The sequence below is a fragment of the Glycomyces buryatensis genome, from assembly GCF_004912275.1.
In the GTDB taxonomy this organism is placed as follows: domain Bacteria; phylum Actinomycetota; class Actinomycetes; order Mycobacteriales; family Micromonosporaceae; genus Glycomyces; species Glycomyces buryatensis.
This window is the reverse complement of the sequence record NZ_STGY01000010.1, coordinates 86,745-109,861: the sequence shown is the minus strand read 5'-3', so window position 1 is coordinate 109,861 and position 23,117 is coordinate 86,745. Positions and strand designations below refer to the sequence as shown.

The following is a 23,117-nucleotide window of genomic DNA, read 5'->3' as shown; positions in this document are numbered from 1 at the left end:
ACATGCTCGAACTTGAGAAAGTGTGGAAGTCCTACCGGGTCGGCTCGCTCGGCTCGAAGAAGCTCACCGCGGTGCGCGATGTCAGCTTCTCGATCGCGCCGGGCGAGGTGCTTTCGGTCGTCGGCGAGTCTGGCAGCGGCAAGACGACCGTCGGGAAGATGGTGCTGCAACTGATCTCGGTCTCCAAGGGCGCCATCCGCTTGGACGGCGAGGACATCACCAAGACCGGCAAGCGGGGCCTGAAGGAGTACTACCGCAACGTCCAGGGCGTCTTCCAGGACCCGTTCAGCAGCTACAACCCGATCTTCCGGGCGGACAGGGTGCTGGAGATGGTCAAGGAGTCCTACTTCCCGCGCGTGAAGCGCTCGGAGTGGGATTCGAAGGTCGAGGATTCGCTCCAGTCGGTCGGGCTCGAGGCGGGCGCCGTCCTGGGCAAGTACCCGCACCAGCTCTCGGGCGGCCAGTTGCAGCGAATGCTCATCGCGCGGGCGCTGCTGCTGGACATCAAGGTGCTGGTGGCCGACGAGATCATCTCGATGCTCGACGCCTCCACCCGCATCGACGTGCTCAACCTGTTGGGCAGCCTGAAGGAGCGGGGCCTGGCGGTCCTGTTCGTCACGCACGACCTGTCGCTCGCGAACTACATCTCCGAGCGCGTGATCATCATGCGGCACGGCGCGATCGTGGAGACCGGGGCGACCGGGAAGGTCTTCGGCGACCCCCGGCATCCCTACTCGCGCAACCTGCTCGCCTCGGTGCCGCAGCTGCACACCAAGTGGTCGGAGAATCCGATCCCGGTCGTGGAGCTGGAACCCGACGGCGACCGCTCGCGCCCGCCCGCACCGCTGACGAAGGTCGACGAGCGCCACTGGGTGGCGTCGGTCGGCTGAACCGGCAGTTCAGATGGGTGCCCGCCGATGGTGAATCGGCGAGCACCCCTCCAGGGCCGCCGCGCACAACTCGTCGCGGCGGCCCTTCCGATGTCCCTCCCACCAGGAGCCAGCATGTCCAGACGCCCGATCCTCGCCGACATCGCCGCGGTCGCCGGCGTGTCCAAGGGTGCGGTGTCGTATGCGCTGAACGGGCGGCCCGGCGTCTCTCCGGCCACCCGGGAGCGGATCCTGGCCATCGCCGCCGAGATGGGGTACGTCCCGAACCGGGCCGCCCGCTCGCTGTCGGTGTCCTCGGCGCAGGCGGTGGGGATCGCGCTGCGCCGCTCGGCCCGCACGCTCGGCATCGAGCCGTTCTACATGGAGCTCATCAGCGGCATCGAGGCGGCGCTGTCGACCGACGCGTACGGCCTGACGCTCCAGATCGTCGATTCGGTCGAGGAGGAGCTGGAGGTGTACCGGCGCTGGTGGGGTGAGCGGCGGGTCGACGGGGTGCTGCTGTGCGACGTCGGGGTCGAGGACCGCCGCATGGCGGTGGTCGCGCAGCTGGGGCTTCCGGCGGTGACGGTGGGCGGGCCGGTGGAGGGGTCGCCGGTCCCGACGGTGTGGCACGACGACGCCGAGCCGTGCCGGGAGGTCCTGGACTACCTGTACGTCTTGGGGCACCGGCGGATCGCGCGGGTCGGCGGGATGTCGCACCTGCTGCACACGGCGGTGCGGGACGCGGCGTTCGACCGGGCCGCGGCGGCGCTGGACTTCGAGGCCGTCGCGACCGTCCACGGGGACTACACCGGCGAGCAGGGCACGCGCCTGACCAGGCGGATGCTGACCGGGCCAGAGCGCCCGACCGCGATCGTCTACGACAACGACGTCATGGCCATAGCCGGGCTCGGGGTCGTGCACGAGCTGGGCTTCGCGGTGCCTCGCGATCTGTCGGTGGTGGCGTGGGACGACTCGCTGCTGTGCCGACTGACCCACCCGGCCCTGACGGCGCTGAGCCGGGACACGCACTCGTACGGGGCGACGGCGGCCGAGGTGCTGCTGCGGGTCATCGGGGACCGGTCGGCGCAGGCTGATCCGGCCGGGCTCTCGGTGCAGTGCCCGCGGCCGCAGCTGACGCCGCGGGCATCGACCGGGGCCGCGCCCCAGCCGATGCCCGCTCGTGCCCAACCCTCTAGGCCGCGTTGAGGCGGGCGAGGGTCGATCGCCAATGCTGTCTCGCGGCCGTTGATCACTATGCCGCGTTGAGGCGGGCGAGCGTCTCCTCGTCCAGCTCGATCTCCAGGGCGGCGAGCGCCATGTCGAGCTGATCGACCGAGCTGACTCCGAGGATGGGGATCACGGTGGTGCGGTGGGACATCATCCAGGCCAGGACGAGCTGCCCTGGCTTGACCCCGAGCTCGACGGCGACCTTGCGCAGCACCGCGATCCGCTCGGTCGACCCGGGATGGTCATAGTCGACCGGCGCGGGCGGCGCGCCGCGGTCGTCGCGGTCGAAGGCGCCGCCGGACAGCGGCGAGTAGGCGAAGAGCGCCAGGTTCTCGGACTCGATGTAGTCGAACATCTCGTCGGTGGCCGGGAGCTGGATCGCCTCGGGGACCGGGACGGGGTTCGGCCGGGGGTACAGATAGGTGTGGCGCAGCTGGACGGCCCGGTAGGTCGGCAGGCCGCGCGCGGCGGCGATGGACCTGGCCCGGTCGAGCCGCCAGGTGGCGTGGTTCGAGGCAGCCAGGGTCCCCACGGTGCCGTCGGCGACGAGGGCCGCGAAGGCCTCGACCGTCTCGGCCTGGTCGGTGGAGCGGTCGTCGCAGTGGGGGTAGTACAGGTCGATGGTCTCCACGCCGAGCCGTTCGCGGCTCCGGTCGGCCTGTTCGCGGATGCGGGCGGCGGACAGTCCCTCGCGATTGCGGCCGCTGTAGGGCTCGTCGGGACGTGCCAGGTGCGCGCCGACCTTGGAGGCCACCTTCATGCGTCCGGCCTGGCCGCGGTCGGCCAGCCAGGCGCCGATGAGGGTCTCGCTCTCGTCGCCGGTGCCGCCCTCGGCCCAGAAGGCGTAGCAGTTGGCGGTGTCGAGCAGATTGCCGCCGGCCTCGGCGTAGCGGTCGAGGATCCGGTAGGACTCGTCGCGGCCGGTCTTGGTGCCGAAGTCCATCGCGCCCAGGCACAGGCGCGAGACCTCCAGCTCGGCCTCTCCGGCGGCCCGGGGGGAGGGTGTCAGGGAGTGGGTACGCATAGCGCTCCTTGTAGGACTTTGGGGGGAATTTGGGCGAGCGTATCATCTGAACCGGTTCACCAGCGGTCGCCGCGCCCACCCATGGGAGCGCAACCTATTCTTCCGCCCGAGAGCAGTCGGCGACAATCACCATGTGGCGGTCGCGGCGACCTGGCCGCCCTGCCAGCGCCGCGTCGGCACGCAGACGAGGAGCCCATCATGTCCAGACGCCCGACCATTACCGACATCGCCATCGCCGCCGGCGTGTCCAAGGGCGCTGTCTCCTACGCGCTCAATGGAAGGCCGGGCGTCTCGGCCGCCACGCGGGAGCGGATCCTGGCCATCGCCGCCGAGATGGGCTTCGTGCCCAACCGGGCGGCGCGGTCGCTGTCGGTGTCCTCGGCGCAGGCGGTGGGCCTGGCACTGTGCCGCGACGCCCGCACGCTGGGCATCGAGCCGTATTTCATGGAGCTCATCAGCGGCATCGAGGCGACGCTCTCGGCGAATTCGTTCGGCCTGACACTCCAGATCGTCGGCTCCACCGAGGAGGAACTGGACGTCTATCGGCGCTGGTGGGCTGAGCGCCGGGTGGACGGGGTGCTGCTGTGCGACATCAAGCTGAGCGATCCGAGGCCGCAGGCCGTGGCGGCGATGGGACTGCCCGCCGTCGCCATCGGCGGGCCGCTCGCGGAGCCGGTGATCCCCTTCGTGTGGCACGACGACGTCGAGCCGGTCTGGCAGGTGCTGCGGTACCTGCACACGCTGGGGCACCGGCGCATTGCCCGGGTGGCGGGCATCGAGGGCCTGCTGCACACGTCGATCCGCGACGGCGCCTTCGATGAGCCGGTGGGCGAGTTGGGCTTCGAGAACGTCGAGATCGTCCACGGGGACTACACCGGCGAGGAGGGGGCGAGGCTGACCAGGCGGCTGCTGACGTCGCGTCCGATGCCGACGGCGATCCTCTACGACAATGACGTGACGGCGGTGGCCGGCCTCAATGTCGCCCATGAGCTGGGGCTCAAGGTCCCGCACGATGTGTCCATCGTGGCCTGGGACGACTCGCCGCTGTGCCGCTTGACGCACCCGTCACTGACCACCTTGACCCGCGATATCCCTTCGTACGGTTCGAAAGTCTCCGATCTGCTGCTCTCGGTCATCGGTCAGGAGCAGAGCATGGAGAGCCGGACGTTCTCGGTGCAGTGCGAGCCGGCGCAGCTCCTCCCCCGGGGCTCGACGGGCCCCGCCCCGGCGCGCACGGCTGTCGCGTAGCGATTACCCGCGAGCCCCGTCCCTGCGTACGCACGCGGGCAAAATGTCCGTGACGCCCCAAGGTTGAGTTTGGTCCGTATTTATGATTGTCTATCCGACAGGTTGGGATTAACCGATTCACCTAACGGAAGGGATAGACATGGATATCGGCAGCGCCGATGCCACCCCGGCACGGCAGCGACGTCCGATTCGTAAGTGGCTCATGGCAGCCGCGGCGACACTCACGATCGCGATCGGCGGCGCCTGGCAATTGGCGCCCGCCGGTGCGGAGACCGAGGAACCGCAGGACGACACCGGAGATGCACAGCAAGCGGGATTCTCGATCGACGGCACCCAGCTGATCGACGGCAACGGGAACCCCTTCATCATGCGCGGCTCGACCCACCCTCACGTTTGGTACCAGGGAGAGACCGACAGCATCGGCGAGATCTCGGAGCTCGGCGCGAACACGGTCCGGGTGGTGCTCGGCTCCGGCCAGCGCGACTGGGGCCTGACCACCGCCGAGGAGGTCGAGTCGATCGTCGCCGACTGCAAGGCGAACCAGGTCATCTGCGTCCTCGAGGTGCACGACACCACCGGTTACGGCGAGGAGGAGGGCGCGGCCAGTCTCGATGAGGCGGTCGACTTCTGGGAGGGCATGTACGACGTCCTCGCTGGCGAGGAGGCCTACACCCTCATCAATATCGGCAATGAGCCGATCGGCAACACCGACTCGGCGCAGTGGACCGACGCCACCGTCGGCGCCGTCGAGCGGATGCGCGAGATCGGCTTCGAGCACACGCTCGTCGTCGACGCCCCGAACTGGGGTCAGGACTGGGAGCAGGTGATGCTCGCCAACGCCGAGACCGTCGCCGCCGCCGACCCGAACGCGAACACGCTCTTCTCGATCCACATGTACGGCGTGTACGACAGCCCCGAGAAGGTCACCGAGTACTTCGACGCGTTCGAGGCGATGGGCCTGCCGCTCATCGTCGGCGAGTACGGCGACGACTGGGAGGGCACCCCGATCGCTTGGGAGACCGTCCAATCGGAGGCCCAGGCCCGCGGACTGGGGTGGATCTCGTGGTCCTACTCCGGTAACACCGGCGGCGTCTTCGACCAGTTCCTGGACTTCGACCCGGCACAGAAGACGACCTGGGGCGAGCGGGTCTTCGACTCCGAGTTCGGCATCACGGCCACCGCGGAGCGGTGCAGCGTGTTCGAGCCGGGCGAGCCGGGCGAGCCGGGCGAGCCGGGCGAGCCGACGGAGGACCCTACGGACGCTCCCACCGATGAGCCGACGGATGGTCCCACGGACGAGCCCACTGACGCTCCGACGGATGAGCCCACCGATGGCCCGACCGACGAGCCGACGGATGGTCCCACAGACGAACCCACCGATGGTCCGACCGACGAGCCCACGGACGCTCCGACTGACGAGCCGACCGACGCGCCCACCGAGGAACCGACCGCGTGATCCGGTTCGGGTGAGCAACAGATGAAAGCGGGCGGCGGGCTGTGAAAGCCCGCCGCCCGCTTCGCCGTATGTGGTTACCGGCTAGCTGGATCAGCCGTTCTTGGTGGGAAGCTGGTGCTTGCCCACGCCGCCGCCGGGAAGCTGCGAGCGACCCTTGGACTTCTTGGCGTCCATCGGGTTCTTGACAGGCTTGCCGGCCTTCTTGCCGCGAGCCAGGGCGCGGCGCTGCTCGCGGTTGAGCGGCTCTTCTGCCTCAGGCGTTTCGGGAGTCTTGTCAGTCATGTGGATACCTTCACGGTTAGAGAATGGAAGACGCTCGTGCCGGACGGAGCAGCCGACAGGCCGTAAGTCAGCCCAGCTCAACGTCATGGAACCGATCGCTCGGCCGCGCACCGGCCCGAACGACCTCGGGTGGGGGCGCGACGGGGCCGCATTGGAAGCGGCCTCTCTCTTCTAAAGGATCATGCCGCTACTCTAGCCGGTCCCCTCGGTGGAGCACAACGAGGTTTTCGAACGCGGCCCGCCGCCGCCACGCGCCCAGGTGGGGACGGCGGGCGCTCGACACTCGCGCTGACCGCCCCGACTGGCTACCCTCAGGTGCATGACCGCGCCGCGCCCCGCCAAGCTCGCCCGCGTCCGCACCGTCGCCCAGGACGCGATGCGCGGCGGGCGCTGGTGGACCCTCCTGGACCTGGAGCCGACCCTCCGCGCCGACACCGAGTACTGGCGCGACCTATGGGCGCCGAGCCTCGCCATCGCCGCCAGCAAGGTCGGACTCCCTGACGCGCGGTCCCGCCTGGATGAGGCCATCGCGGCCGGATTCCACCAGATCGACCTCTTTGAACCCGAACTCACGGCGGCGTTCGGCACCGACCCCGCCTGGCCCGGCCTCCTGGACAGCGCCCGAGCCAACGTCCCCGGGCCCCCGCTGCGACTCACCGTATGGCCCGAACCGGGCCCGACCGCGCCCCTGCGGCTGAACCGGATCGCCGCACCCCGCGAGACCCAGCTGCGCGCCCGCCTCCCGGCGCCATCGGCCAGCGCCTGGCAGACCGCGAAGGAGCTGCTCGCCTGGACCTGCGCCCGCTGGCGCCACGCCAACGCCCGCATCAACGCCGGCGATGCCCTGGACATCCTGGAACAGGTCGCGCTCGGTGCCCGCTACTCCTGCGTCGAGTACTCGATCGTCCTCGCCCAGGGCCTCAATGCGCTGCGCATCCCCGCCAGAAAGGCGGATCTGCGCCGCGGCGACTACCACGACGGGGTCGGCAAGGGCCACGCCGTGGCCGAAGCCTGGATAGACGACCTGGACCGGTGGGTGCTGCTGGACGGGCAGCACGGCACCTACTGGGTGGACGAGGAGTCCAGGCCGCTGAGCCTCCCCGAGCTCCAGGCCCGGGAACACCCGGCCCGCCCGGTGAGTGTCGGCCCCCGCGACGGCATCAAGGACGTCGAACTGTGGGCGGCGTACTTCCAATACGCGTCGGTCACCGGTTCCGCTTGGGCACCGAAGGGTTTCGTCCCGGTCTTTCAGGGCGGGACCGTCATCGAGACCGAGCGCCTGCTGCACGATTCGGCGGAGGCGTACCCGAGGCTGTCCGACCTCGCGATAGCGATAACGCAGGTGGAGGGGGCACCGGGCATTCGCCTGGTCCCCGAGCACCCGTACGCGGCGGGCGGAGTCATGGACGGCCGACCGAGCCCCTCGGCCGCCTGGCCGCTGGACCAGACCGAGGGCGACCATCGGGCCAACCTGGCGGCGAGCACCCCGTACGGAGTCCTGACCGAACGAGAACTCCGCTGGACCGCGACTTAAGCACTCTGTAAGCGCCTGGGCCCGCACCGGATCGCTGCGGGCGGGCAGACTCGAAGCATGCAAGAACTCCCCTTCGCGATCGCGCTCGTGGCCGGTGCCGTGGCCGCCGTGAACCCGTGCGGATTCGCGCTCCTCCCGGTCTACGCCGGCTTCCTCATCACCGGTGAGGCCGACGAGGAAGTCTCCAAGTGGCGAGCGCTGGGCCGCGCCGGCCTGTTCACCCTCGCCATGACCATCGGCTTCACCGCCGTATTCGGCGCCTTCGGACTTCTCGTATCGACTGCGGCAGTGGGCGTCACGACCTTCCTGCCGTGGGTGACCATCGTGGTCGGCATTGTCGTGGTGGCCGCGGGGGTATGGCTGCTGCTGGGCCGGGAGCTGCCGACGTTCATGCCGAAGCTCGCAGGCCGCGAGGTGAAGCGCTCGTTCGGCTCGATGACGGTGTTCGGCCTGTTCTTCGCGCTGGCCTCGCTGTCGTGCACGATCGCGCCGTTCCTGGCGCTGGTGGCGCAGACATTCCGCTCGACATCGATCCTGGGCGGCACGGCCATGTTCCTGGCCTACGCGCTGGGCATGACCCTGGTGATCGGGGCGGTTTCACTGGCGATCGCGCTGGCGAGGCAGGGGCTCATCACCTGGATCAAGCGGCAGTTCCCCAAGGTGATGCGGGCGGTGGGGGTGCTGTTGCTGCTGGCGGGCCTGTACGTCGCCTACTACGGCTGGTGGGACCTGCGGGTCTTGAGCGGCGGGGACCCGTCAGACCCGATCATCGAGGGGGCACTGGAAGTGCAGCGGGCGTTGGAAGAGTTCGTAAGAACCCTCTTCGGCAACTAAGCCGCCGCCGTCAGCACAACGAACCCGCCGGCGACCAGGACGTCTGGCACCTGCACGTCCACGTGTTCCCCCGCTACGAGGGAGACGAGCTCTACAGGTCGCGGCCTCGACCCGGCTGGGCCACTCCTGCCGAGCGCCAGGTCTACGCCAAGCGACTGCAGGCGTACTTCGCCCAATAGGGTCCGACCAGGGCGAAGCCATGATGCGAAGGCGGGCCACCGCCCAGCCGAACCACCCTGCGCTACCCCTGAAGAATGCCCCGTCATTCCCGGTGATGACGCCGAGTTCGGCGACTGAACCCGAGCATGAGCCGCTAGTCAGTCAGCCTGTCGCGCACCACTTTGCGGACTTCGTCCCAGGAATCCTGCTCAAGGAGCCGTAGCGTCTCCCTCGAGGCATTCCGATGGCGCGCGACGCGCATCCGTACTGACTCGTGCGAATCGTCGGCAAGGCGACGGAGGATCCGATCCGACACCTTCCGCTTACCGGCAACGCGCAGGCGAACGATCGCATCCTCGTCCCCGGCGAGGAGGTCGAGCACCTCGAGCGGGACCGTCTTGTTGTGCGCCACCCACTTTCGATACTCCGGATGGCCATCGATCACCGCCAACCAGACAGCGAGAGGCGCCTCCTCGTGAGCGGCCCGCCGGTACTCGGCCGGATCACCGCTCGATCGAAGCGTCACGAATTCGTCGGCGGAACCGATCATGACTCGCCTCCCGGGTATCGGCACATCAGCGCGAAGGGCCCCACCCACCCTTGGGGAACCACCTAAGGTATTCCCCACCCTCCCGGCCGGGTGTGACAGTTCCCGGCCCCGCACGCGGCGCACCGCCGGAGATTCACCCGGCCGTGGGAACGTTCGCGTCGGCCCCTCACATCGCCGATTCGACTGCGGCGTTCAGGTCGTCCTCGCTGAGCGAGCCGCTTTCGAGGACCGCGCCCTCGCTGTCGAGCACCACGTACGTGCTCTGGCTGACCACCTCGAACGCCGTCCGGATGGCGTAGTCCTGGTCCTCGATGTGGACCGCGTCGCCGGTGCCGGTCTGGTCCACGAAGCCGGCGCGGTCCTCAGCACCACTGGCGGCGTACAGGCCGGCGCCCGAGACGCCGACGACGTCGATCTCGTCCCCGTACTCCTCGACCAGCGCCGCGACAGCCGGGCCCTGGCTCTGGCAGACCGGGCAGTCGTGCTCCCAGAACCACAGGACCGTCGGGTCGCCGAGCGTCGAAGCGCCCTCGAAATCTTCGCCGTCGATGGTGGTGGCGGTGAAGTCGAGGAGCTCGGGAACGGCCATGTCCTCGGAGGGGCTCTCGGCCTCGTCGCCGGTCGCCTCCTGAGTCATCGCGTCTTCGGAGGTCATCTCCTCCTCGGCGGCGGGATCGTCATCGGAGCCGCAGGCGCCCAGGGCGAACAGCGCGGCGAGCGATGCGGCGGCAATGCCGGTGGCCTTAGCGGTAACGGTGCGTTTCAACGGATCGTTCCTTTCGAGGGGCGAAGCTGTTTCCACCATCATGCGGCGAATCTCGCGTGCAATACCCGCATCGCGTCCTTACGGATCGGTGAAATCGCCGGCCCTGGGAGTCGGTCTCGCCGGACGCGGCCTCGATCCGTCCCTGACGCGTCGAAGGAGGCCTTCCCGATCGCCGCTTCCGACCCCGCCCGACTCCTTGTCCTCACGCGAATTTCGTTGAAGCGCAATCGGATCAAAGCCCGCACGATGACCCTCACATTGATGTGCAACTATGTATTGACGGGCAAGCGCTCACACGGTACATTTACCTTCAAATCCCTCAAAATCCTTCGAGTCTCGACACCACTAGAACGCTCCAGTCTATCTGGGAGCGCTCCAGTTCCCCGGGCGTTCGATACCACCCCAAAGGATTCCATTGCAGCGGTGAGGTGCCCGCCGGCTCCCGGCTTGCCGGCGACACCTCGCCGCTTCGCGTTCACTCGCGCAAAGCGGCAATCGATCAGTCAGTGCCGGAGGCAAACCGGCGCCGTCTCGAACTTCCCCTAGCGCAGCGCCTCGTCCAGGATGTAGCGCTCGGCATCCAGCAGCCGCAGGTCCCTGGCGGGCCGCCGCAGGTGGCCCTTCTGCACGATTCGTTCGAACGTCGGATCACCGGCCTGCGCCATGCGCCTGATGCCCTCGATGTGGTCGACGATGCGCTTGCGGATCACCTTGATGAAGCGCTGGCGGTCCCGGTCCGAGAGCCCATAGGCGTCGGCGAACAGCCGCAGCCGCCTCGCCCGGTCGGGTTTCTTCCAGCCCAAGGTGATCGAGTCCCGGTCGGTGAAGACCGGCACCCATGTCCAGGCCGAGTACGCCACGTCGTAAATGCGCGCGCCCGGGCTGGCCAGGTCGAAGTCGATGAGGGAGAGCGTCCCGTCCGGCCGCCACACCACGTTGTGGGGCGCGGCGTCGTGGTGGCAGATGACCTCGGTGTCGGCGGGCGGAGGCCCGAACGACCGCCACACCGCGCCCGGCGAGGGCCGAAACCCGTACTGCGCGTCATGGAACATCCGCAGCATCTTCGCCACCGCGATCATGGTCTCGTCGGTCGTCCAGTGCGGGGCGAGCGGGTATTTCCCCGGCTCGCCCTCGACGAACGACAACACCTCGCGGGAGAGTTCATCGATGCCCAACGGCCTTGGCGCACCGGAGAAACCGGCCCCGTCCAGGTGCCGCAGCAGGGCGTGAACCGCAGGTGTCCAGGGTCCGGTATTGCGCCGGACCGTGTCCCCCAGTCGGGTCACCGTGCTCGTGTTGCCGCCAATAAGCGGAATCTCGTCTTGGCTCACCGGTCTCCGCTGTGCCCTGCCCGTGTATGAATCAGCTGTCGGCGCCGCCGACAATGGCGTCGACGAACGCTCCTACCTCGAAGGGAGCCAGGTCGTCCGGGCCCTCACCGAGTCCGACCAGCTTAACCGGTACTCCCAACTGTCGCTGAACCGCGATCACGATCCCGCCCTTGGCACTGCCGTCGAGCTTGGTCAGGACGATGCCAGAGATCTGGACGACCTCGCCGAAGACCTTCGCCTGCTGGAGACCATTCTGGCCGGTGGTCGCGTCGAGTACCAGCAGTGTCTCCGCCACCGGCCCCTGCTTCTCGACCACTCGCTTGACCTTGCCGAGCTCGTCCATCAGCCCGGCCTTGTTCTGGAGGCGCCCGGCGGTGTCGATGAGGACGACGTTCGCACCGGTGTCCGCGCCGGCCTTGACGGCGTCGAATGCGACGGACGCGGGGTCGGCGCCCTCACCGCGGCGAATCACCTCGGCGCCCACCCGGCTGCCCCAGGTCTCCAGCTGCTCGGCGGCGGCCGCACGGAACGTGTCGGCCGCGCCCATGATCACGGTATTGCCGTCGGCGATGAGGACGCGGGCGATCCTGCCGCAGGTCGTGGTCTTGCCGGAGCCGTTGACGCCCACCATCATGATCGTGGCCGGGCCCTCGCCCGTCGGCGATATGGTCGCGATGGACCGGTCCATCTCGGGTTCGAGCGCGGCGGTCAGCTCCTCGGTCAGGAGCCGGCGCAGCTCACCCGGGCTGCGGGTGCCGAGGACCTGGACGTGCTCGCGCAGCCGCGCGACGATCTCGGTGGTGTCGGCGATGCCGACGTCGGCGCCGAGGAGCGTGTCCTCGATTTCCTCCCACACCTCGTCGTCCAGCTTGTCGCTCGCCAGCAGCGAGAGCAGGCCCTTGCCGAGGGCGCTATTGGAGCGGGCCAGGCGCGAACGCAACCGCACCAGGCGCCCGGCCGTCGGCTCGGGGGTCTCGATGGCCGGAGCCGCGGGGACCGCAGGCTCGACGGCGGTCTCGGATTCGGGCGCCGCAGCCCCGGACTCGGGGCTCTCCACCTGCGGTTCGGCCCGCTCGGCCGAAGGCACCGACTTCGCCTTGCCCCGCCTAGCGACGACTACGCCGACGACGACGGCCACCACCACAGCGGCCGCCACGACCAGCCAGATCCACAGGTTGTCCACGAAAAATCCTCCAACGATTCCGAATGCACAACCACTGTACTGGCGGGTTCCGAGCCGGTGCCGGGAGCGGCCCGGAGGTGCCGCGGGCCTCGCAACCTCACCCCGGACCTCAAATCCTATAGGATATATCCTATAGGATTCAGTCCTCGTCCTTCGCGAACCTCTGGCTGATCACCTGCGTCACGCCGGAGCGCATCGTTACGCCGTACAGGGCGTCGGCGATCTCCATCGTCCGCTTCTGGTGCGTGATGACCAGCAGCTGCGATTGATCCTGGAGTGTGCGCAGCAGGTCCAGCAGGCGCCCCAGGTTGACATCGTCGAGTGCGGCCTCGACCTCGTCCATGAGGTAGAACGGGCTGGGGCGGGCGCGGAAGATCGCGCACAGCAGCGCCAGCGCCGTCAGCGACCGCTCGCCACCGGACAGCAGCGAGAGCCGCTTGACCTTCTTGCCGGGCGGGCGGGCCTCGACCTCGACGCCGGTGGTGAGCAGGTTGTCCGGGTCGGTCAGGAGCAGCCGCCCCTCGCCGCCGGGGAACACCGTCTGAAAGACATGCTCGAATTCGCGGGCGGTGTCGGCGTAGGCCTCGGCGAAGACGATCTGGATGCGGTCGTCGACCTCCTTGACGACCGTCAACAGGTCTCCGCGGGTCTGCTTGACGTCTTCGAGCTGCTCGTTGAGGAACTTGTAGCGCTCTTCGAGGGCCGCGAACTCCTCGAGCGCGAGCGGGTTGACCTTGCCGAGGAGCTTGAGTTCGCGCTCCCCGCGGGAGGCGCGCTTCTCCATGGTGGCCCGGTCGAACGGGAGCGGCTCCGGTTCGGGCTTGCCCTTCTCCTCCGCCGCCGCGATCTCCTCGGCGGTCGGCGGGACGGGCTGCTCGGGACCGTACTCGCCGAGCAGGGTCTCGATGTCGACGCCGAATTCGGCCCCGGCCTTCTCTTCGAGCTGTTCGATACGCAGGCGCTGTTCGGCGCGGGCGACCTCGTCGCGGTGGGCGGCGGAGGTGATGCGGTCGAGCTCTCCGGCGGTGGCGGTGGCTCGGGTGCGCAGGTCGGCGAGCTGGGCCTCGCGGCGGGTCTGCTCGGACGCGACCGCATCGCGTTCGATCGCGGCGGCCTCCAGCGACTCGGTGAGCTGGACGCCGGCGGTCTCGGCGGCCTCGGCGACGAGCGCGGCGACGGCGGCGCCGCGGGCTCGGGCGGCGCGGCGGGCCTCGGCGCGGGCTCGGGAGGCCCGCTCGGACTGGGCCTGGCGGGCCAGGGCGTCGGCGCGGCCGGCGAGAGCGGAGGCCCGCTCCTCGGCGGTCCGCACGGACAGGCGCGTCTCCATCTCGTTCTGGCGGGCGGCATCGAGTTCCCTGGTGAGGGCGTCGCGCTCGTCGGTGGAGGGCTCTTCGATCTCCGGTTCGGCCTCGAGGAGGTCCAGCTGGGCCTCCAACTCGACCAGTCCGGTGGTGTCGGCCTCGCGGGCGGTCTCGGCCCGTTCCTTGGCCTGGGCGAGGCGGGCGACTTCGGCCTCGGCCGAGCGGGCCGCGGCGCCGAGTTCGGCGAGGCGGCGGGCGACGACAGAGTGGGCGGCCTCGGCCTGGCGCTGCGCGGCACGGACTTCCTCGGACGCGGCCTCGGCCTCGGTGAGGGCCTCGCGGGCGATGTCGAGCTGCTCGCCGAGCTGCGCGGCAAGTGATTCGGCGGCGATCTTGGAGTCGCGCGCCTCGTCCACGGCGGCCTGGATCTCGATGTAGGACTGGGCCTTGGAGGAACCGCCGTGGGCGGTGGCGGCGCCGAGGACGTCGCCGTCGCGGGTGACGGCGGTGAGTTCGGGGTGTGCGGCGATGATGGCGCGGGCGGCGTCGAGGTCGTCGGCGACGACCATGCCCGCAAGGACGGCCCGGACGGTGCCGGCCAGTTCGCTTGGGGCCGAGACGGTGTCGGCGACGGCCTTGTACTCAGCAGGAATGGCGGCGTGGGCGGCGGCTCCTGCGATGAGAAATCCTGCCTGCCCGCCGTCCTCGTCGCGGAGGATGCGAAGGGCGGCCGCGGCGCTGGAGGCGTCGGTGACGGCGACTGCGTCGGCGAGGCGGCCGAGCGCGGCCGCCAGCACGGCCTCGTACCCGGCCTCGACGGTGAGCAGTGCCGCGACGGAGCCGAGCAGGCCCGGGACGGTCTCGTCGCGGGCGAGCAGCGCGGCCGCGCCGTCCTTGCGACGCAGGCCCATCGCGAGTGCTTCTTCGCGGGCGGCCCATTGGGAGGCCTCGCGGTCGGCGGCGCGTTCGGCCTGGCCGAGTCGGTCCACTTCGGCCTTGGCTGCGGCGACGCGGGCCCGGGCGGCCTCGACTTGCTCGTCGAATTCGGTGTCGGCCTCGACCGCTTCGCCTTCGGCCTCGGCTTCGGCGACGGCCTCGGCGGCGGCTTCGGCCCGCTCGCGGGCCTCGGCCAGTGCGATGGAGGCGCGTTCGAGTTCTTCTGCGGCGGCGGCGGTTCGGCTGCGCAGGGAGTCGACGCGGCCGGTGAGCCTGGCGAGGGATTCGCGGCGTTCGGCGGCGGCCTTGACGGCGGTGACGATCTGCTGTTCCGCCTCGGCGAGCGCGGCTTCGGTCTCCTCGCGAGCCTCCACAGCGGAGGCGAGGCGTTCGGAGTCCTCTGCGATGCCTTCGCGCAGTTCGATCTCCTGCTCGCGGATGCGCTGGGCCTCGGTCTCCAGGACCTCCGGGTCGCGGCCGGAGCGGTCGTCGGCGGTGTCCTCGGCGAGGTAGCGGCGGCGTTCGGCGGCGAGCTGGGCGGTGGAGCGCAGGCGCTCGGCGACGGCCTGGAGGCGGTACCAGGTCTCCTGGAGGCGGGCCAGGCGCGGCTTGTCGGCGGCGTGCGAGGCCTCGATCTGTTCGATCTGGGCGGAGAGCCGGTCGTGTTCCTCGGCGAGGACGTCGCGGCGTTCCTTCAGGGCCGCTTCGTCGGCGAGGTCCTTGGCGATATTGCCCCGCAGGCCGGTGAGGTCGTCGGCGAGGAGGCGCAGGCGGGCCTCGCGCAGGTCCATCTGGATTGTCTGGGCGCGGCGGGCCAGCTGGGCCTGGCGTCCGAGGGGTTTGAGCTGGCGGCGCAGTTCGGTGGTGAGGTCCGAGAGCCGGTCGAGGTTGCCCTGCATGCCTTCGAGCTTGCGCAGGGCCTTCTCTTTGCGCTTGCGGTGTTTGAGGACTCCGGCGGCCTCTTCGATGAAGGAGCGGCGGTCCTCGGGTCGGGCGTGGAGGTAGGAGTCGAGTTTGCCCTGGCCGACGAGGACGTGCATTTCGCGGCCGATGCCGGCGTCGGAGAGGAGGTCCTGGACGTCGAGGAGGCGGCAGCGGTCGCCGTTGATCTCGTATTCGCCTTCGCCGGAGCGGAACATGCGGCGGGTGATCGAGACTTCGGTGTAGTCGATGGGGATGGCGCCGTCGGAGTTGTCGATGGTGAGGGTGACTTCGGCGCGGCCGAGGGCGGGACGCCCGGAGGTGCCGGCGAAGATGACGTCCTCCATCTTGCCACCGCGCAGGGATTTCGCGCCCTGTTCGCCGAGGACCCAGGCGATCGCGTCGACCACGTTGGACTTACCGGATCCGTTGGGGCCGACGACGCAGGTGATGCCCGGCTCGAAGCGCAGGGTCGTGGCCGAGGCGAAGGACTTGAATCCCTTCAGCGTGAGGCTCTTGAGGTGCAACGGTCGCTCCGGACTGGGTTGGCGCGGGGTCGGCGGGTCTTGACGGCTCCGCCCTAGACTACAAGCCGGTGCCGAGTGAACCCGGCATATCGTCCGGTGCCGGGCACAGCAATGCGCGCCGGCTGTTCTCCAGCTGGCGCGCTGATGTTTCCGTGTCGCGGGTGACGGCTATGTCAACGCGGGCTCTGACAGCCGCATCAACTCCTCAGCATCATCGAGCTGCTGCTGATGCTCCTGAGCACGGAGCTCCGCAAGCTCGGATTCGAGGTTGCGCACGCGCGCACGTAGCTGGGCCACTTCTTCGAGCAGGCGCTTGTCAGGTACCTGGCCGATGTGACCGTAGAGGGCTTTCGCCATAGTGTCTCCTTGCGATCGCGGCGCATGGTGACGGTGGTGTACGCACCATAAATACGTCGCGTCTGACTGAGTGAATTATTGTTGCCGCTGGAGCCAATTGCCCCTCGCCGGACCAGTGGAGCACGGCTCGTGAACACCGGCCGTCTAGGAACATCATCCGCCTCTACGGCGCTCCCCGTCAAGGTTTGCACATGCTTTGTCCTTGGAATTCGACGGGGGTCACACCTGTGGGACGCCGCTCACTCTATTCACCTGATAGAGTGCCCGGCAAATCGGAAGAATTGTCATGTAACTCCCAGTAATGAGGTCGCTGCACCCCCATGACCGGACCGCAGGGCGGGCGCCACCGCGATCCCGCCGAACCGAAACGCCGGATGCTTCTCGCGATCCTCCTGGCATTCGGACTAGCGGCGGCGGGGACTTCACTTTGGGCACTCGATTCGCCACTCGACGGCACCGCCATATCGTCCGAATCCGGCGAATCACCCGATTCCCCTGCGACTTCCGAGTCGAACCGGGCCCAGGCCGATGCGCAGGGCGGCGACACCTCGGTCCACTCGCAGGAGCCCGAGCCGGCCCCGACCACCGAGGCCGCCACGACCGAAGCGGAACCGACCGAGCCCGAACCTGAGCCGGAGGAGAGCTCCGCCGACGACGCCGAGTCAGGGTCCGATAACGAGGTCGAGTCGGCCGTGGTCGATCTCGTCAACACCGCCCGCGACGAGGCCGGTTGCGGCGCGTTGGAGAGCGATCCCCTCCTGGACACGGCCGCGCGGCTCCACGCCGAGGACATGGCGACGAACGACTACTTCGACCACACCGGCCTGGACGGCAGCTCCCCCACCGACCGGGCCGAGGAGCAGGGCTTCGAGGGCGGCGTCGGCGAGAACATCGCGGCCGGGTACCCCGACGCGGAGTCGGTCATGGAGGGTTGGATGAACTCCGAGGGCCACCGCGCGAACATCCTGAACTGCGGCTACAACGTCATCGGCGTCGGCTTGGCCGACCGCGACGGGACTCTGTACTGGGTCCAGAACTTCGGGTCCTGACGCCGAGCGCTCACCGGTGACCACGAACCCCCTGGGCCCGTCCCGCGGGCCAGACCGGGTCGCCATGCCTCGGAACTCGCGGACCGATCGTCCGCGAACCCAAGGCTCAGCATTATTGCAGCTGAGACGGCACCTTACCTCTTATTGTCGGCCATCTGACTCAACGCTGGACGACGCGATTACAAACAGTCATTCTGAGATAGCCGCCTGAATGGGCGCGCGACTGGGGAGGCGTGCAAAAACCTGAAGGATGAGGTGCCAACCGTGCGTATCATGCTGTACGACCCCAATCAGGTCTTCTCCGCCAGCATCCGACCTCTGCTTCATCGACGCGGGGATTTCGCAGTGGAAGCCAAGAGCGCCAAGGCGCTCGCCGCTGCGGACACGCAGATCGACTGCTGTCTGGTCGCGCTGGAGGCGGTGTCCCGGAATCGGGTCCTGATGGAGTGCAAAAGACCGGTGTTCCTCATCACCGACCGCGATGACGGGTCGGTTCTGCGCAAGGCGGTCTCGGTATCGGCGGCCGGGATCATCAACACCTACATCATGGCTGACGACCTGCTCGACGCCGTGGATCGGAGCGTGGCCTGCCCGCCGTACTACGACCCGCAGCTGCTGCGGGCGGCGCTGGAACCATCGCCGCTGCTCGGCAACGACGATGCCCACGAGCTCGCACATCACCTGACGCCGCGGGAGGACGACGTCCTGCGCCGCATCGTCAGGGGGGAACCGACCGCACAGATGGCCGACCAGATGGGGGTGTCGGTCTCGACCGTCCGCTCGCACGTGCAGAACGTCCTCGGCAAGCTCGGCGTCAACTCCAGGCTGGCCGCGATCGCCTTCGCGCTCAACTACAACATCGAGAAGGTGCGGGAGACGCACCCGCAGCTGAGCTGAGATGGATCGCGGGCCGACCGGATTCACCGGTCGGCCGCCTGCGTCCAGCCCACGGAACGTGCACGCCCATACTTGAGAGGTGCCAGAACTTCCCGAAGTCGAGACGGTCCGCCGCGGGGTCGATGCGGCCTTCACCGGCGGGCGCATCAGCGCCGCCGAGATCTTCAATCCGAGGGCGGTGCGCCGTCACGCCCCCGGCGCCGACGATTTCGCGGCGAACCTGCGAGGGCTGGAGATCACCGGCTCGGGACGGCGCGGCAAGTTCATGTGGCTCGGCCTCGACGACGGCCGGGCCCTGGTGTGCCACTTGGGAATGAGCGGCCAGCTGCACGTGGTCACGGACGGGCGGGAGCCGCACCGGCACCTGCGGGCGCGGCTGCGCTTCACCGACGACCGCGAGCTGTGGTTCATTGACCAGCGGACCTTCGGCTTCTGGGAACTCGCCGACATGGACGGCGCGGTCCCCAAAACGCTCGGGCACATCGCCCCCGACGTGTTCGAGCCTGAATTCGATGCGGCCGCGAGCGCCGCGAAGCTGCGGACGCGGCGGATCGAAGTGAAGAAGGCCCTGCTCGACCAGGGCTGGATCAGCGGGGTCGGCAATATCTACGCCGACGAGGCCCTGTGGCGGGCCAAGCTGCCGGGCAAGCGCCTCGGCGAACGGGTATCGAAGGCCAAATCCCTGGAACTGCTCGGCCACGTCAAGGACGTGCTGACCGAGTCCCTCGCGGTCGGCGGAACCTCATTCGACGAGCTGTACGTGGACGCGCGCGGCGAGGCCGGATACTTCGCAAGGGAGTTGGCGGTCTACGGTCGCGCCGGACACCCGTGCAAAAACTGCGGCACCACGATCACCAAGACAGTGATCGGAGACAGGTCCCACCACTACTGCCCGCAGTGCCAACGCTAAGAACACCGCCAACCCTGACAGCGGCCCGCAAGGCCAAAAATCGTCACACCCGCAGGGCACCGTTGGTAAAGGGGGGACCCCACGGGTCCAGTTTATTGGCAAACGCCGGATTCACCCGCGTTAGCGGTGGTCGACGCCTAGGCGTTCTGACAGCACCTTCCATGCCAGCTTCGCGGCGATCTGCTCGGCGTCCTTCTTGGAACCGCCGGTTCCCTCGCCGAACTCCTCGTTCGCCACGACCGCCCAAGCGGTGAACTGCTTGGCGTGATCGGGCCCGGTCTCGGTGATCCGGTATTCCGGCACACCCAGACCCGAATCGGCCGTCAGCTCCTGGAGACTGGTCTTCCAGTCCAGGGCCGCGCCCTGGCCGGCGGCCTCTTCCATGAGCGGGTCGAAGAAGTCGTGCACCACGCGCTTGGCGGTGTCGATCCCGTACTGGAGGTAGACCGCGCCGAGCAGCGACTCCACCGCGTCGGCCAGGATCGAGTTCTTATTGCGCCCGCCCGAGGACTCCTCGCCCTTGCCGAGCAGCAGGTGCGGACCGATCCCGCCGGCGCCCATCCGGCGCGCGACGACGGCCAGCGCCTTCATGTTCACCACCGACGCACGCAACCGCGCCAGCTGTCCCTCGGGCAGCTGGGGGTGGTTGCGGTAAAGCGCGGTGGTGATGACCACGCTGAGCACCGAGTCCCCGAGGAACTCGAGGCGCTCGTTGGTGGGAAGCCCGCCGTGCTCGTAGGCGTAGGACCGGTGGGTCAGGGCAAGACGAAGCAGTTCGGGGTCGAAATCCTTGACCCCGAACACGGCTTCGAAATGTTGTACGGCCTGGTCGCCCATGAGTCTCCTAAACGCATTGAGCAGTCCGCTCCGCGTCCCGCCTTACCGCGACCCATGGGGCCGTTTCAGGGCGAATCTGACAAGGGTCCGTGAGGAGCTAGTACCTGTGCGGAACTTGCGGAGCGTACTTGCGACGAGCGGGCCGCAACTCGGCGAAGCTTGCGAGCCGAGCATGTGCACAGCGATTCGTGCTGAGGCGGTCCGCCCGGGGGTCCTGACGGACCCCGACCCCACTTAAGCTTCGAGGACCTGGCGGCCCTTGTAGGTGCCGCAGACTTCGCAGACCTGGTGGCCGCGCTTCTGGGCGTGGCACTGCGGGCACTCGACCAGACGCACCGGCGCAGCTTTCCACTGCGAACGGCGGTGCCGGGTGTTGCTACGCGACATACGACGCTTCGGAACAGCCACTTCAGAACTCCATACTTTTACGCTGTGCTAATTCGGTTCGACGTCTTCGCCGGCGAGCCGCAACTTGTCCAATGCCGCCCAACGCGGGTCCACGGTCTCGTGACTGTGGTCGTCGGGCAGTTCGTCCCAGGGAACACCGCATTCGGTGCACAACCCGGGGCAGTCAGGTCGGCACAGCGGGGTGACCGGCATTGCCAGCACCAGCGCGTCCCGAACCGCGGGCTCCAGATCGAGCAGGTCCCCCTGAAGCCGCAGAATCTCATCGGCGTCAGTGGTCTCTTCGGTAATGGAGCCTTCGTAAGCGTACAGCTCCTGCACCTGGACCCTGAGAGTGTCCCGCACGGGTGCGAGGCACCTCCCACATTCGCCTTCGGCGGAGGCCGTGACCTCGCCGCCGACGAGGACGCCTTCGCTCACCGCGGTGAGGAGGACGTCGATGTCGATGGCCGACGACTCCGGCACTTTGAACACGTCGGTACCGAGCGCCGGGGGCGCGGGTACCTCGCGGGCGACCGCGAGGGTCGTGCCCGAGCTGCGCCCCAGCGTCGCGGTGTCAATCACCAGCGGCGCGGCGGGGTCCAGGGTGTTCGTCATGGGAGAACGGCGGTCCTTCGTTCGGGAGATGCGCCTCGAATGAGGCCGACCGACAATGTTACATCAGCCTGAATGGCGCCATCCATCGAGGTACGGCGGGTGAAACGCGGGTCGCGCCCGCCGGGCGGCGGGGATGGAACGCACGCCTCGCGGGGGTGAATCCGGCCGCGTTTCGCTCGGGCGATCGCGGCTTGGGCAGGGGCCGACGCGATACCCCGGTCCCGCACTGTCGTCCGGGACGGCGCGGGCCGGCCTCGGCCTTCCCGCGCGGCCTCGTCAGATCTGCGGGAGGGGTTTCTCGTCCTCGTGCTCTTCCTGCTGCGGGGCGAAGGTGCCGATCTCCCGGAGGGTGTGCATCTTGTCGCGGCCGCGCTCGACGCCCGAGAGGGCGCGCTGCAGGAACTGCTCGAAGTTGGCGAGGGTGGTGTCGACGTACTCGTCGACCTCGTCGCGCAGGCGCTGCGCCTCGCCGCGGGCCTCGTTGATGATGCGGTTGCCCTCGTGCTCGGCGGAGACCGTGACCTCGTGGCGCGACACCAGCCGTGCGTGCTCGGACTCGCCCTCGGTGATGATCCGCTCGGCCTCGCGCTCGCCGGCCTCGATGATCTTGTCCCGTTCCTGGAGCATCGCCTCGGCCCGGCGGATGTCGCCGGGGAGCTCGCTTTGGAGCTCTTCGAGCATGGCGATCAGCTCGGCGCGGTCCACTTTGCACGCGCGGGACATGGGGACCGCCTTCGCGGCCTCCACATAGGCAATGATCTCTTCGATCCTGTCGAGCGCACCCACCGATTTGCTCCCGTCAATGTCTGTCATGGGACTATTGTCCCGTATTGGGGTTTGAAACGTGGTCAATCCTGCCGCAAACGCTCGATCAGTCGGGATTGGACGACGGGCGGCACGTGCGGCGAGACGTCGCCGCCCCATTTCGCCACGTCCTTGACCATCGAAGAGGACAGGAAGGAGTACAGGGGGTTGGTCGGGATGAACACCGTCTCGATGCCTCCCATTCCGTAGTTCATCTGGGCCATCTGCAGTTCGTAGTCGAAGTCCGAGGCGGCGCGGACGCCCCTGACGATCACGCCGGCACCGTGCTTCTGACAGAAGTCGACGGTCAGGCCTTGGAAGGACGCGATCTTCACGTTCGTCAAGTCCGCGGTGGTCTCGCGAAGGAGCTCCACTCGTTCCTCGACGCTGAACAGCGCGTTCTTGGAAGCGTTGTGGAAGACCGCGACCCACACCTCATCGTACAGCTGGCATGCGCGGCCGAAGATGTCGAGATGACCGTAGGTCACCGGATCGAATGAACCGGGACAGACGGCATGGCGAGCTTCAGGTTTCACAGCCGGTGACCGTAGCAAAGAGCGGTGGTGCCGTATCGGCGGACGCGGTCTTCTGCGATCTTCGGCGGCCACGGCACGCTCGCGTCGCGCCCGGCGCGCTCGACCACCAGGTCGGCGTCGGGAGCGAGCCAGCCATGCTCGACCAGCGCCTCGAGGAACGCGGCGACGGCGGCGTCGGTGACGGCGTAGGGCGGGTCGGCGAAGACGATGTCGTAGGGCTCGTCCGGGGGCGTGGCGAGCGCCTTTTCGACAGGGGCGCAGATCACATCCGCGTTGTCGACGTCGAGCTCGGCGATATTGCGCCGCAAGAGCTTCGCGGTGAGGGCGTGGGACTCCACGAAGAGCGCGTGTTCGGCCCCGCGCGAGATCGCCTCCAGGCCGACCGCGCCGGAACCGGCGTAGAGGTCGGCGAAGCGGAGACCTTGGAGGTCCCCGCCGGGGGCGAGCGAGTTGAACAGCGCTTCGCGGACCCGATCGGAGGTGGGCCTGGTGCGGTCCCCCGATGGCGTGGCGAGGCGGCGGCCCTTGAGGGCGCCGGCGATGATCCTAGTCATGGGATCACCACTCTAACCCA

Annotated in this window: 23 protein-coding genes; 9 read left to right on the top strand and 14 right to left on the bottom strand. The window is 68.6% G+C overall.

The genetic code is table 11. From position 1 onward, the window contains the following. Positions 1-2 precede the first annotated feature (2 nt). Both FAB82_RS04115 and FAB82_RS04110 read left to right on the top strand, forming a co-directional pair. Positions 3-890, top strand: a complete 888-nt coding sequence (locus FAB82_RS04115) for an ABC transporter ATP-binding protein (protein WP_136533269.1) — start codon at positions 3-5, stop codon at positions 888-890. A gap of 114 nt (positions 891-1,004) precedes the next feature. Then, on the top strand, positions 1,005-2,078 hold the full coding sequence (locus FAB82_RS04110; protein ID WP_136533268.1) for a LacI family DNA-binding transcriptional regulator: 1,074 nt from the start codon (positions 1,005-1,007) through the stop codon (positions 2,076-2,078). Between the two features lie 46 nt (positions 2,079-2,124). On the opposite strand, the gene FAB82_RS04105 is transcribed toward FAB82_RS04110, so the two are convergent. After that, entirely contained in the window at positions 2,125-3,123 is a 999-nt protein-coding gene (locus FAB82_RS04105) for an aldo/keto reductase (protein ID WP_136533267.1), read from the bottom strand. A gap of 195 nt (positions 3,124-3,318) precedes the next feature. Between FAB82_RS04105 and FAB82_RS04100 the strand changes: the two genes are divergently transcribed. Together FAB82_RS04100 and FAB82_RS28310 are read left to right on the top strand one after the other, a co-directional pair. Then, on the top strand, positions 3,319-4,371 hold the full coding sequence (locus FAB82_RS04100; protein WP_342799432.1) for a LacI family DNA-binding transcriptional regulator: 1,053 nt from the start codon (positions 3,319-3,321) through the stop codon (positions 4,369-4,371). A 139-nt stretch (positions 4,372-4,510) separates the two neighbouring features. Continuing rightward, positions 4,511-5,827: a cellulase family glycosylhydrolase gene (locus tag FAB82_RS28310; protein WP_136533265.1), complete on the top strand. Its 1,317-nt coding sequence runs from the start codon at positions 4,511-4,513 to the stop codon at positions 5,825-5,827. A gap of 90 nt (positions 5,828-5,917) precedes the next feature. On the opposite strand, the gene FAB82_RS04090 is transcribed toward FAB82_RS28310, so the two are convergent. Continuing rightward, the gene (locus tag FAB82_RS04090) at positions 5,918-6,109 is read right to left on the bottom strand and encodes a hypothetical protein (protein ID WP_136533264.1); all 192 of its coding nucleotides are present in this window, start codon (positions 6,107-6,109) and stop codon (positions 5,918-5,920) included. A gap of 319 nt (positions 6,110-6,428) precedes the next feature. Between FAB82_RS04090 and FAB82_RS04085 the strand changes: the two genes are divergently transcribed. Continuing rightward, the gene (locus tag FAB82_RS04085) at positions 6,429-7,643 is read left to right on the top strand and encodes a transglutaminase-like domain-containing protein (protein WP_136533263.1); all 1,215 of its coding nucleotides are present in this window, start codon (positions 6,429-6,431) and stop codon (positions 7,641-7,643) included. A 57-nt stretch (positions 7,644-7,700) separates the two neighbouring features. Then, a complete protein-coding gene (locus tag FAB82_RS04080; protein WP_136533262.1) occupies positions 7,701-8,477 on the top strand; it encodes a cytochrome c biogenesis CcdA family protein in 777 nt (258 codons plus the stop codon). A gap of 313 nt (positions 8,478-8,790) precedes the next feature. Here FAB82_RS04080 and FAB82_RS04070 read toward each other — a convergent pair whose 3' ends face one another. The 6 genes from FAB82_RS04070 to FAB82_RS04045 form a co-directional block, all read right to left on the bottom strand. Beyond that, entirely contained in the window at positions 8,791-9,186 is a 396-nt protein-coding gene (locus FAB82_RS04070; protein WP_136533261.1) for a hypothetical protein, read from the bottom strand. A 166-nt stretch (positions 9,187-9,352) separates the two neighbouring features. Further along, positions 9,353-9,952 (bottom strand): redoxin domain-containing protein, encoded by a 600-nt coding sequence (locus tag FAB82_RS04065; protein ID WP_168801404.1) that lies wholly within the window; start codon positions 9,950-9,952, stop codon positions 9,353-9,355. A gap of 542 nt (positions 9,953-10,494) precedes the next feature. Then, positions 10,495-11,283 carry a phosphotransferase gene (locus FAB82_RS04060; RefSeq protein WP_136533259.1) on the bottom strand — a complete coding sequence of 263 codons (789 nt, stop codon included), beginning with the start codon at positions 11,281-11,283 and terminating at the stop codon, positions 10,495-10,497. A 31-nt stretch (positions 11,284-11,314) separates the two neighbouring features. Next, the gene (gene ftsY, locus FAB82_RS04055) at positions 11,315-12,466 is read right to left on the bottom strand and encodes a signal recognition particle-docking protein FtsY (RefSeq protein WP_211116358.1); all 1,152 of its coding nucleotides are present in this window, start codon (positions 12,464-12,466) and stop codon (positions 11,315-11,317) included. Between the two features lie 139 nt (positions 12,467-12,605). Beyond that, on the bottom strand, positions 12,606-16,151 hold the full coding sequence (gene smc, locus FAB82_RS04050; protein WP_136533258.1) for a chromosome segregation protein SMC: 3,546 nt from the start codon (positions 16,149-16,151) through the stop codon (positions 12,606-12,608). A gap of 168 nt (positions 16,152-16,319) precedes the next feature. After that, positions 16,320-16,508 carry a hypothetical protein gene (locus FAB82_RS04045; RefSeq protein WP_136533257.1) on the bottom strand — a complete coding sequence of 63 codons (189 nt, stop codon included), beginning with the start codon at positions 16,506-16,508 and terminating at the stop codon, positions 16,320-16,322. Positions 16,509-16,828: 320 nt separating this feature from the next. Between FAB82_RS04045 and FAB82_RS04040 the strand changes: the two genes are divergently transcribed. The 3 genes from FAB82_RS04040 to mutM all read left to right on the top strand — a co-directional run bounded on the left by FAB82_RS04040 (position 16,829) and on the right by mutM (position 19,364). Then, on the top strand, positions 16,829-17,557 hold the full coding sequence (locus FAB82_RS04040; protein WP_136533256.1) for a CAP domain-containing protein: 729 nt from the start codon (positions 16,829-16,831) through the stop codon (positions 17,555-17,557). Positions 17,558-17,902: 345 nt separating this feature from the next. After that, positions 17,903-18,454 (top strand): response regulator transcription factor, encoded by a 552-nt coding sequence (locus FAB82_RS04035; protein ID WP_168801403.1) that lies wholly within the window; start codon positions 17,903-17,905, stop codon positions 18,452-18,454. A 79-nt stretch (positions 18,455-18,533) separates the two neighbouring features. Next, positions 18,534-19,364, top strand: a complete 831-nt coding sequence (gene mutM / locus FAB82_RS04030) for a bifunctional DNA-formamidopyrimidine glycosylase/DNA-(apurinic or apyrimidinic site) lyase (protein ID WP_136533254.1) — start codon at positions 18,534-18,536, stop codon at positions 19,362-19,364. Positions 19,365-19,484: 120 nt separating this feature from the next. Here mutM and rnc read toward each other — a convergent pair whose 3' ends face one another. The 6 genes from rnc to rsmD form a co-directional block, all read right to left on the bottom strand. After that, positions 19,485-20,201: a ribonuclease III gene (rnc, locus tag FAB82_RS04025; RefSeq protein WP_136533253.1), complete on the bottom strand. Its 717-nt coding sequence runs from the start codon at positions 20,199-20,201 to the stop codon at positions 19,485-19,487. A 234-nt stretch (positions 20,202-20,435) separates the two neighbouring features. Beyond that, positions 20,436-20,609 (bottom strand): 50S ribosomal protein L32, encoded by a 174-nt coding sequence (gene rpmF / locus FAB82_RS04020; RefSeq protein ID WP_136533252.1) that lies wholly within the window; start codon positions 20,607-20,609, stop codon positions 20,436-20,438. 27 nt (positions 20,610-20,636) lie between these two features. Next, entirely contained in the window at positions 20,637-21,203 is a 567-nt protein-coding gene (locus tag FAB82_RS04015) for a YceD family protein (protein ID WP_136533251.1), read from the bottom strand. Positions 21,204-21,479: 276 nt separating this feature from the next. Continuing rightward, positions 21,480-21,989 carry a hypothetical protein gene (locus tag FAB82_RS04010; protein ID WP_136533294.1) on the bottom strand — a complete coding sequence of 170 codons (510 nt, stop codon included), beginning with the start codon at positions 21,987-21,989 and terminating at the stop codon, positions 21,480-21,482. A gap of 62 nt (positions 21,990-22,051) precedes the next feature. Next, positions 22,052-22,543, bottom strand: coding sequence for a pantetheine-phosphate adenylyltransferase (coaD, locus tag FAB82_RS04005; RefSeq protein WP_211116356.1), 492 nt, complete (start codon positions 22,541-22,543; stop codon positions 22,052-22,054). After that, positions 22,540-23,097 carry a 16S rRNA (guanine(966)-N(2))-methyltransferase RsmD gene (gene rsmD, locus FAB82_RS04000; RefSeq protein ID WP_136533250.1) on the bottom strand — a complete coding sequence of 186 codons (558 nt, stop codon included), beginning with the start codon at positions 23,095-23,097 and terminating at the stop codon, positions 22,540-22,542. Before rsmD ends, coaD begins: the two co-directional genes overlap by 4 nt. Between the last annotated feature and the right edge of the window lie 20 nt (positions 23,098-23,117).

Coding starts and splice junctions, on each gene's coding strand:
- FAB82_RS04115 (WP_136533269.1), top strand. CDS start 3: ATGCTCGAACTTGAGAAAGTGTGGAAGTCCTACCGGGTCGGCTCGCTC.
- FAB82_RS04110 (WP_136533268.1), top strand. CDS start 1,005: ATGTCCAGACGCCCGATCCTCGCCGACATCGCCGCGGTCGCCGGCGTG.
- FAB82_RS04105 (WP_136533267.1), bottom strand. CDS start 3,123: ATGCGTACCCACTCCCTGACACCCTCCCCCCGGGCCGCCGGAGAGGCC.
- FAB82_RS28310 (WP_136533265.1), top strand. CDS start 4,511: ATGGATATCGGCAGCGCCGATGCCACCCCGGCACGGCAGCGACGTCCG.
- FAB82_RS04090 (WP_136533264.1), bottom strand. CDS start 6,109: ATGACTGACAAGACTCCCGAAACGCCTGAGGCAGAAGAGCCGCTCAAC.
- FAB82_RS04085 (WP_136533263.1), top strand. CDS start 6,429: ATGACCGCGCCGCGCCCCGCCAAGCTCGCCCGCGTCCGCACCGTCGCC.
- FAB82_RS04080 (WP_136533262.1), top strand. CDS start 7,701: ATGCAAGAACTCCCCTTCGCGATCGCGCTCGTGGCCGGTGCCGTGGCC.
- FAB82_RS04070 (WP_136533261.1), bottom strand. CDS start 9,186: ATGATCGGTTCCGCCGACGAATTCGTGACGCTTCGATCGAGCGGTGAT.
- FAB82_RS04045 (WP_136533257.1), bottom strand. CDS start 16,508: ATGGCGAAAGCCCTCTACGGTCACATCGGCCAGGTACCTGACAAGCGC.
- FAB82_RS04040 (WP_136533256.1), top strand. CDS start 16,829: ATGACCGGACCGCAGGGCGGGCGCCACCGCGATCCCGCCGAACCGAAA.
- rnc (WP_136533253.1), bottom strand. CDS start 20,201: ATGGGCGACCAGGCCGTACAACATTTCGAAGCCGTGTTCGGGGTCAAG.
- FAB82_RS04015 (WP_136533251.1), bottom strand. CDS start 21,203: ATGACGAACACCCTGGACCCCGCCGCGCCGCTGGTGATTGACACCGCG.
- rsmD (WP_136533250.1), bottom strand. CDS start 23,097: ATGACTAGGATCATCGCCGGCGCCCTCAAGGGCCGCCGCCTCGCCACG.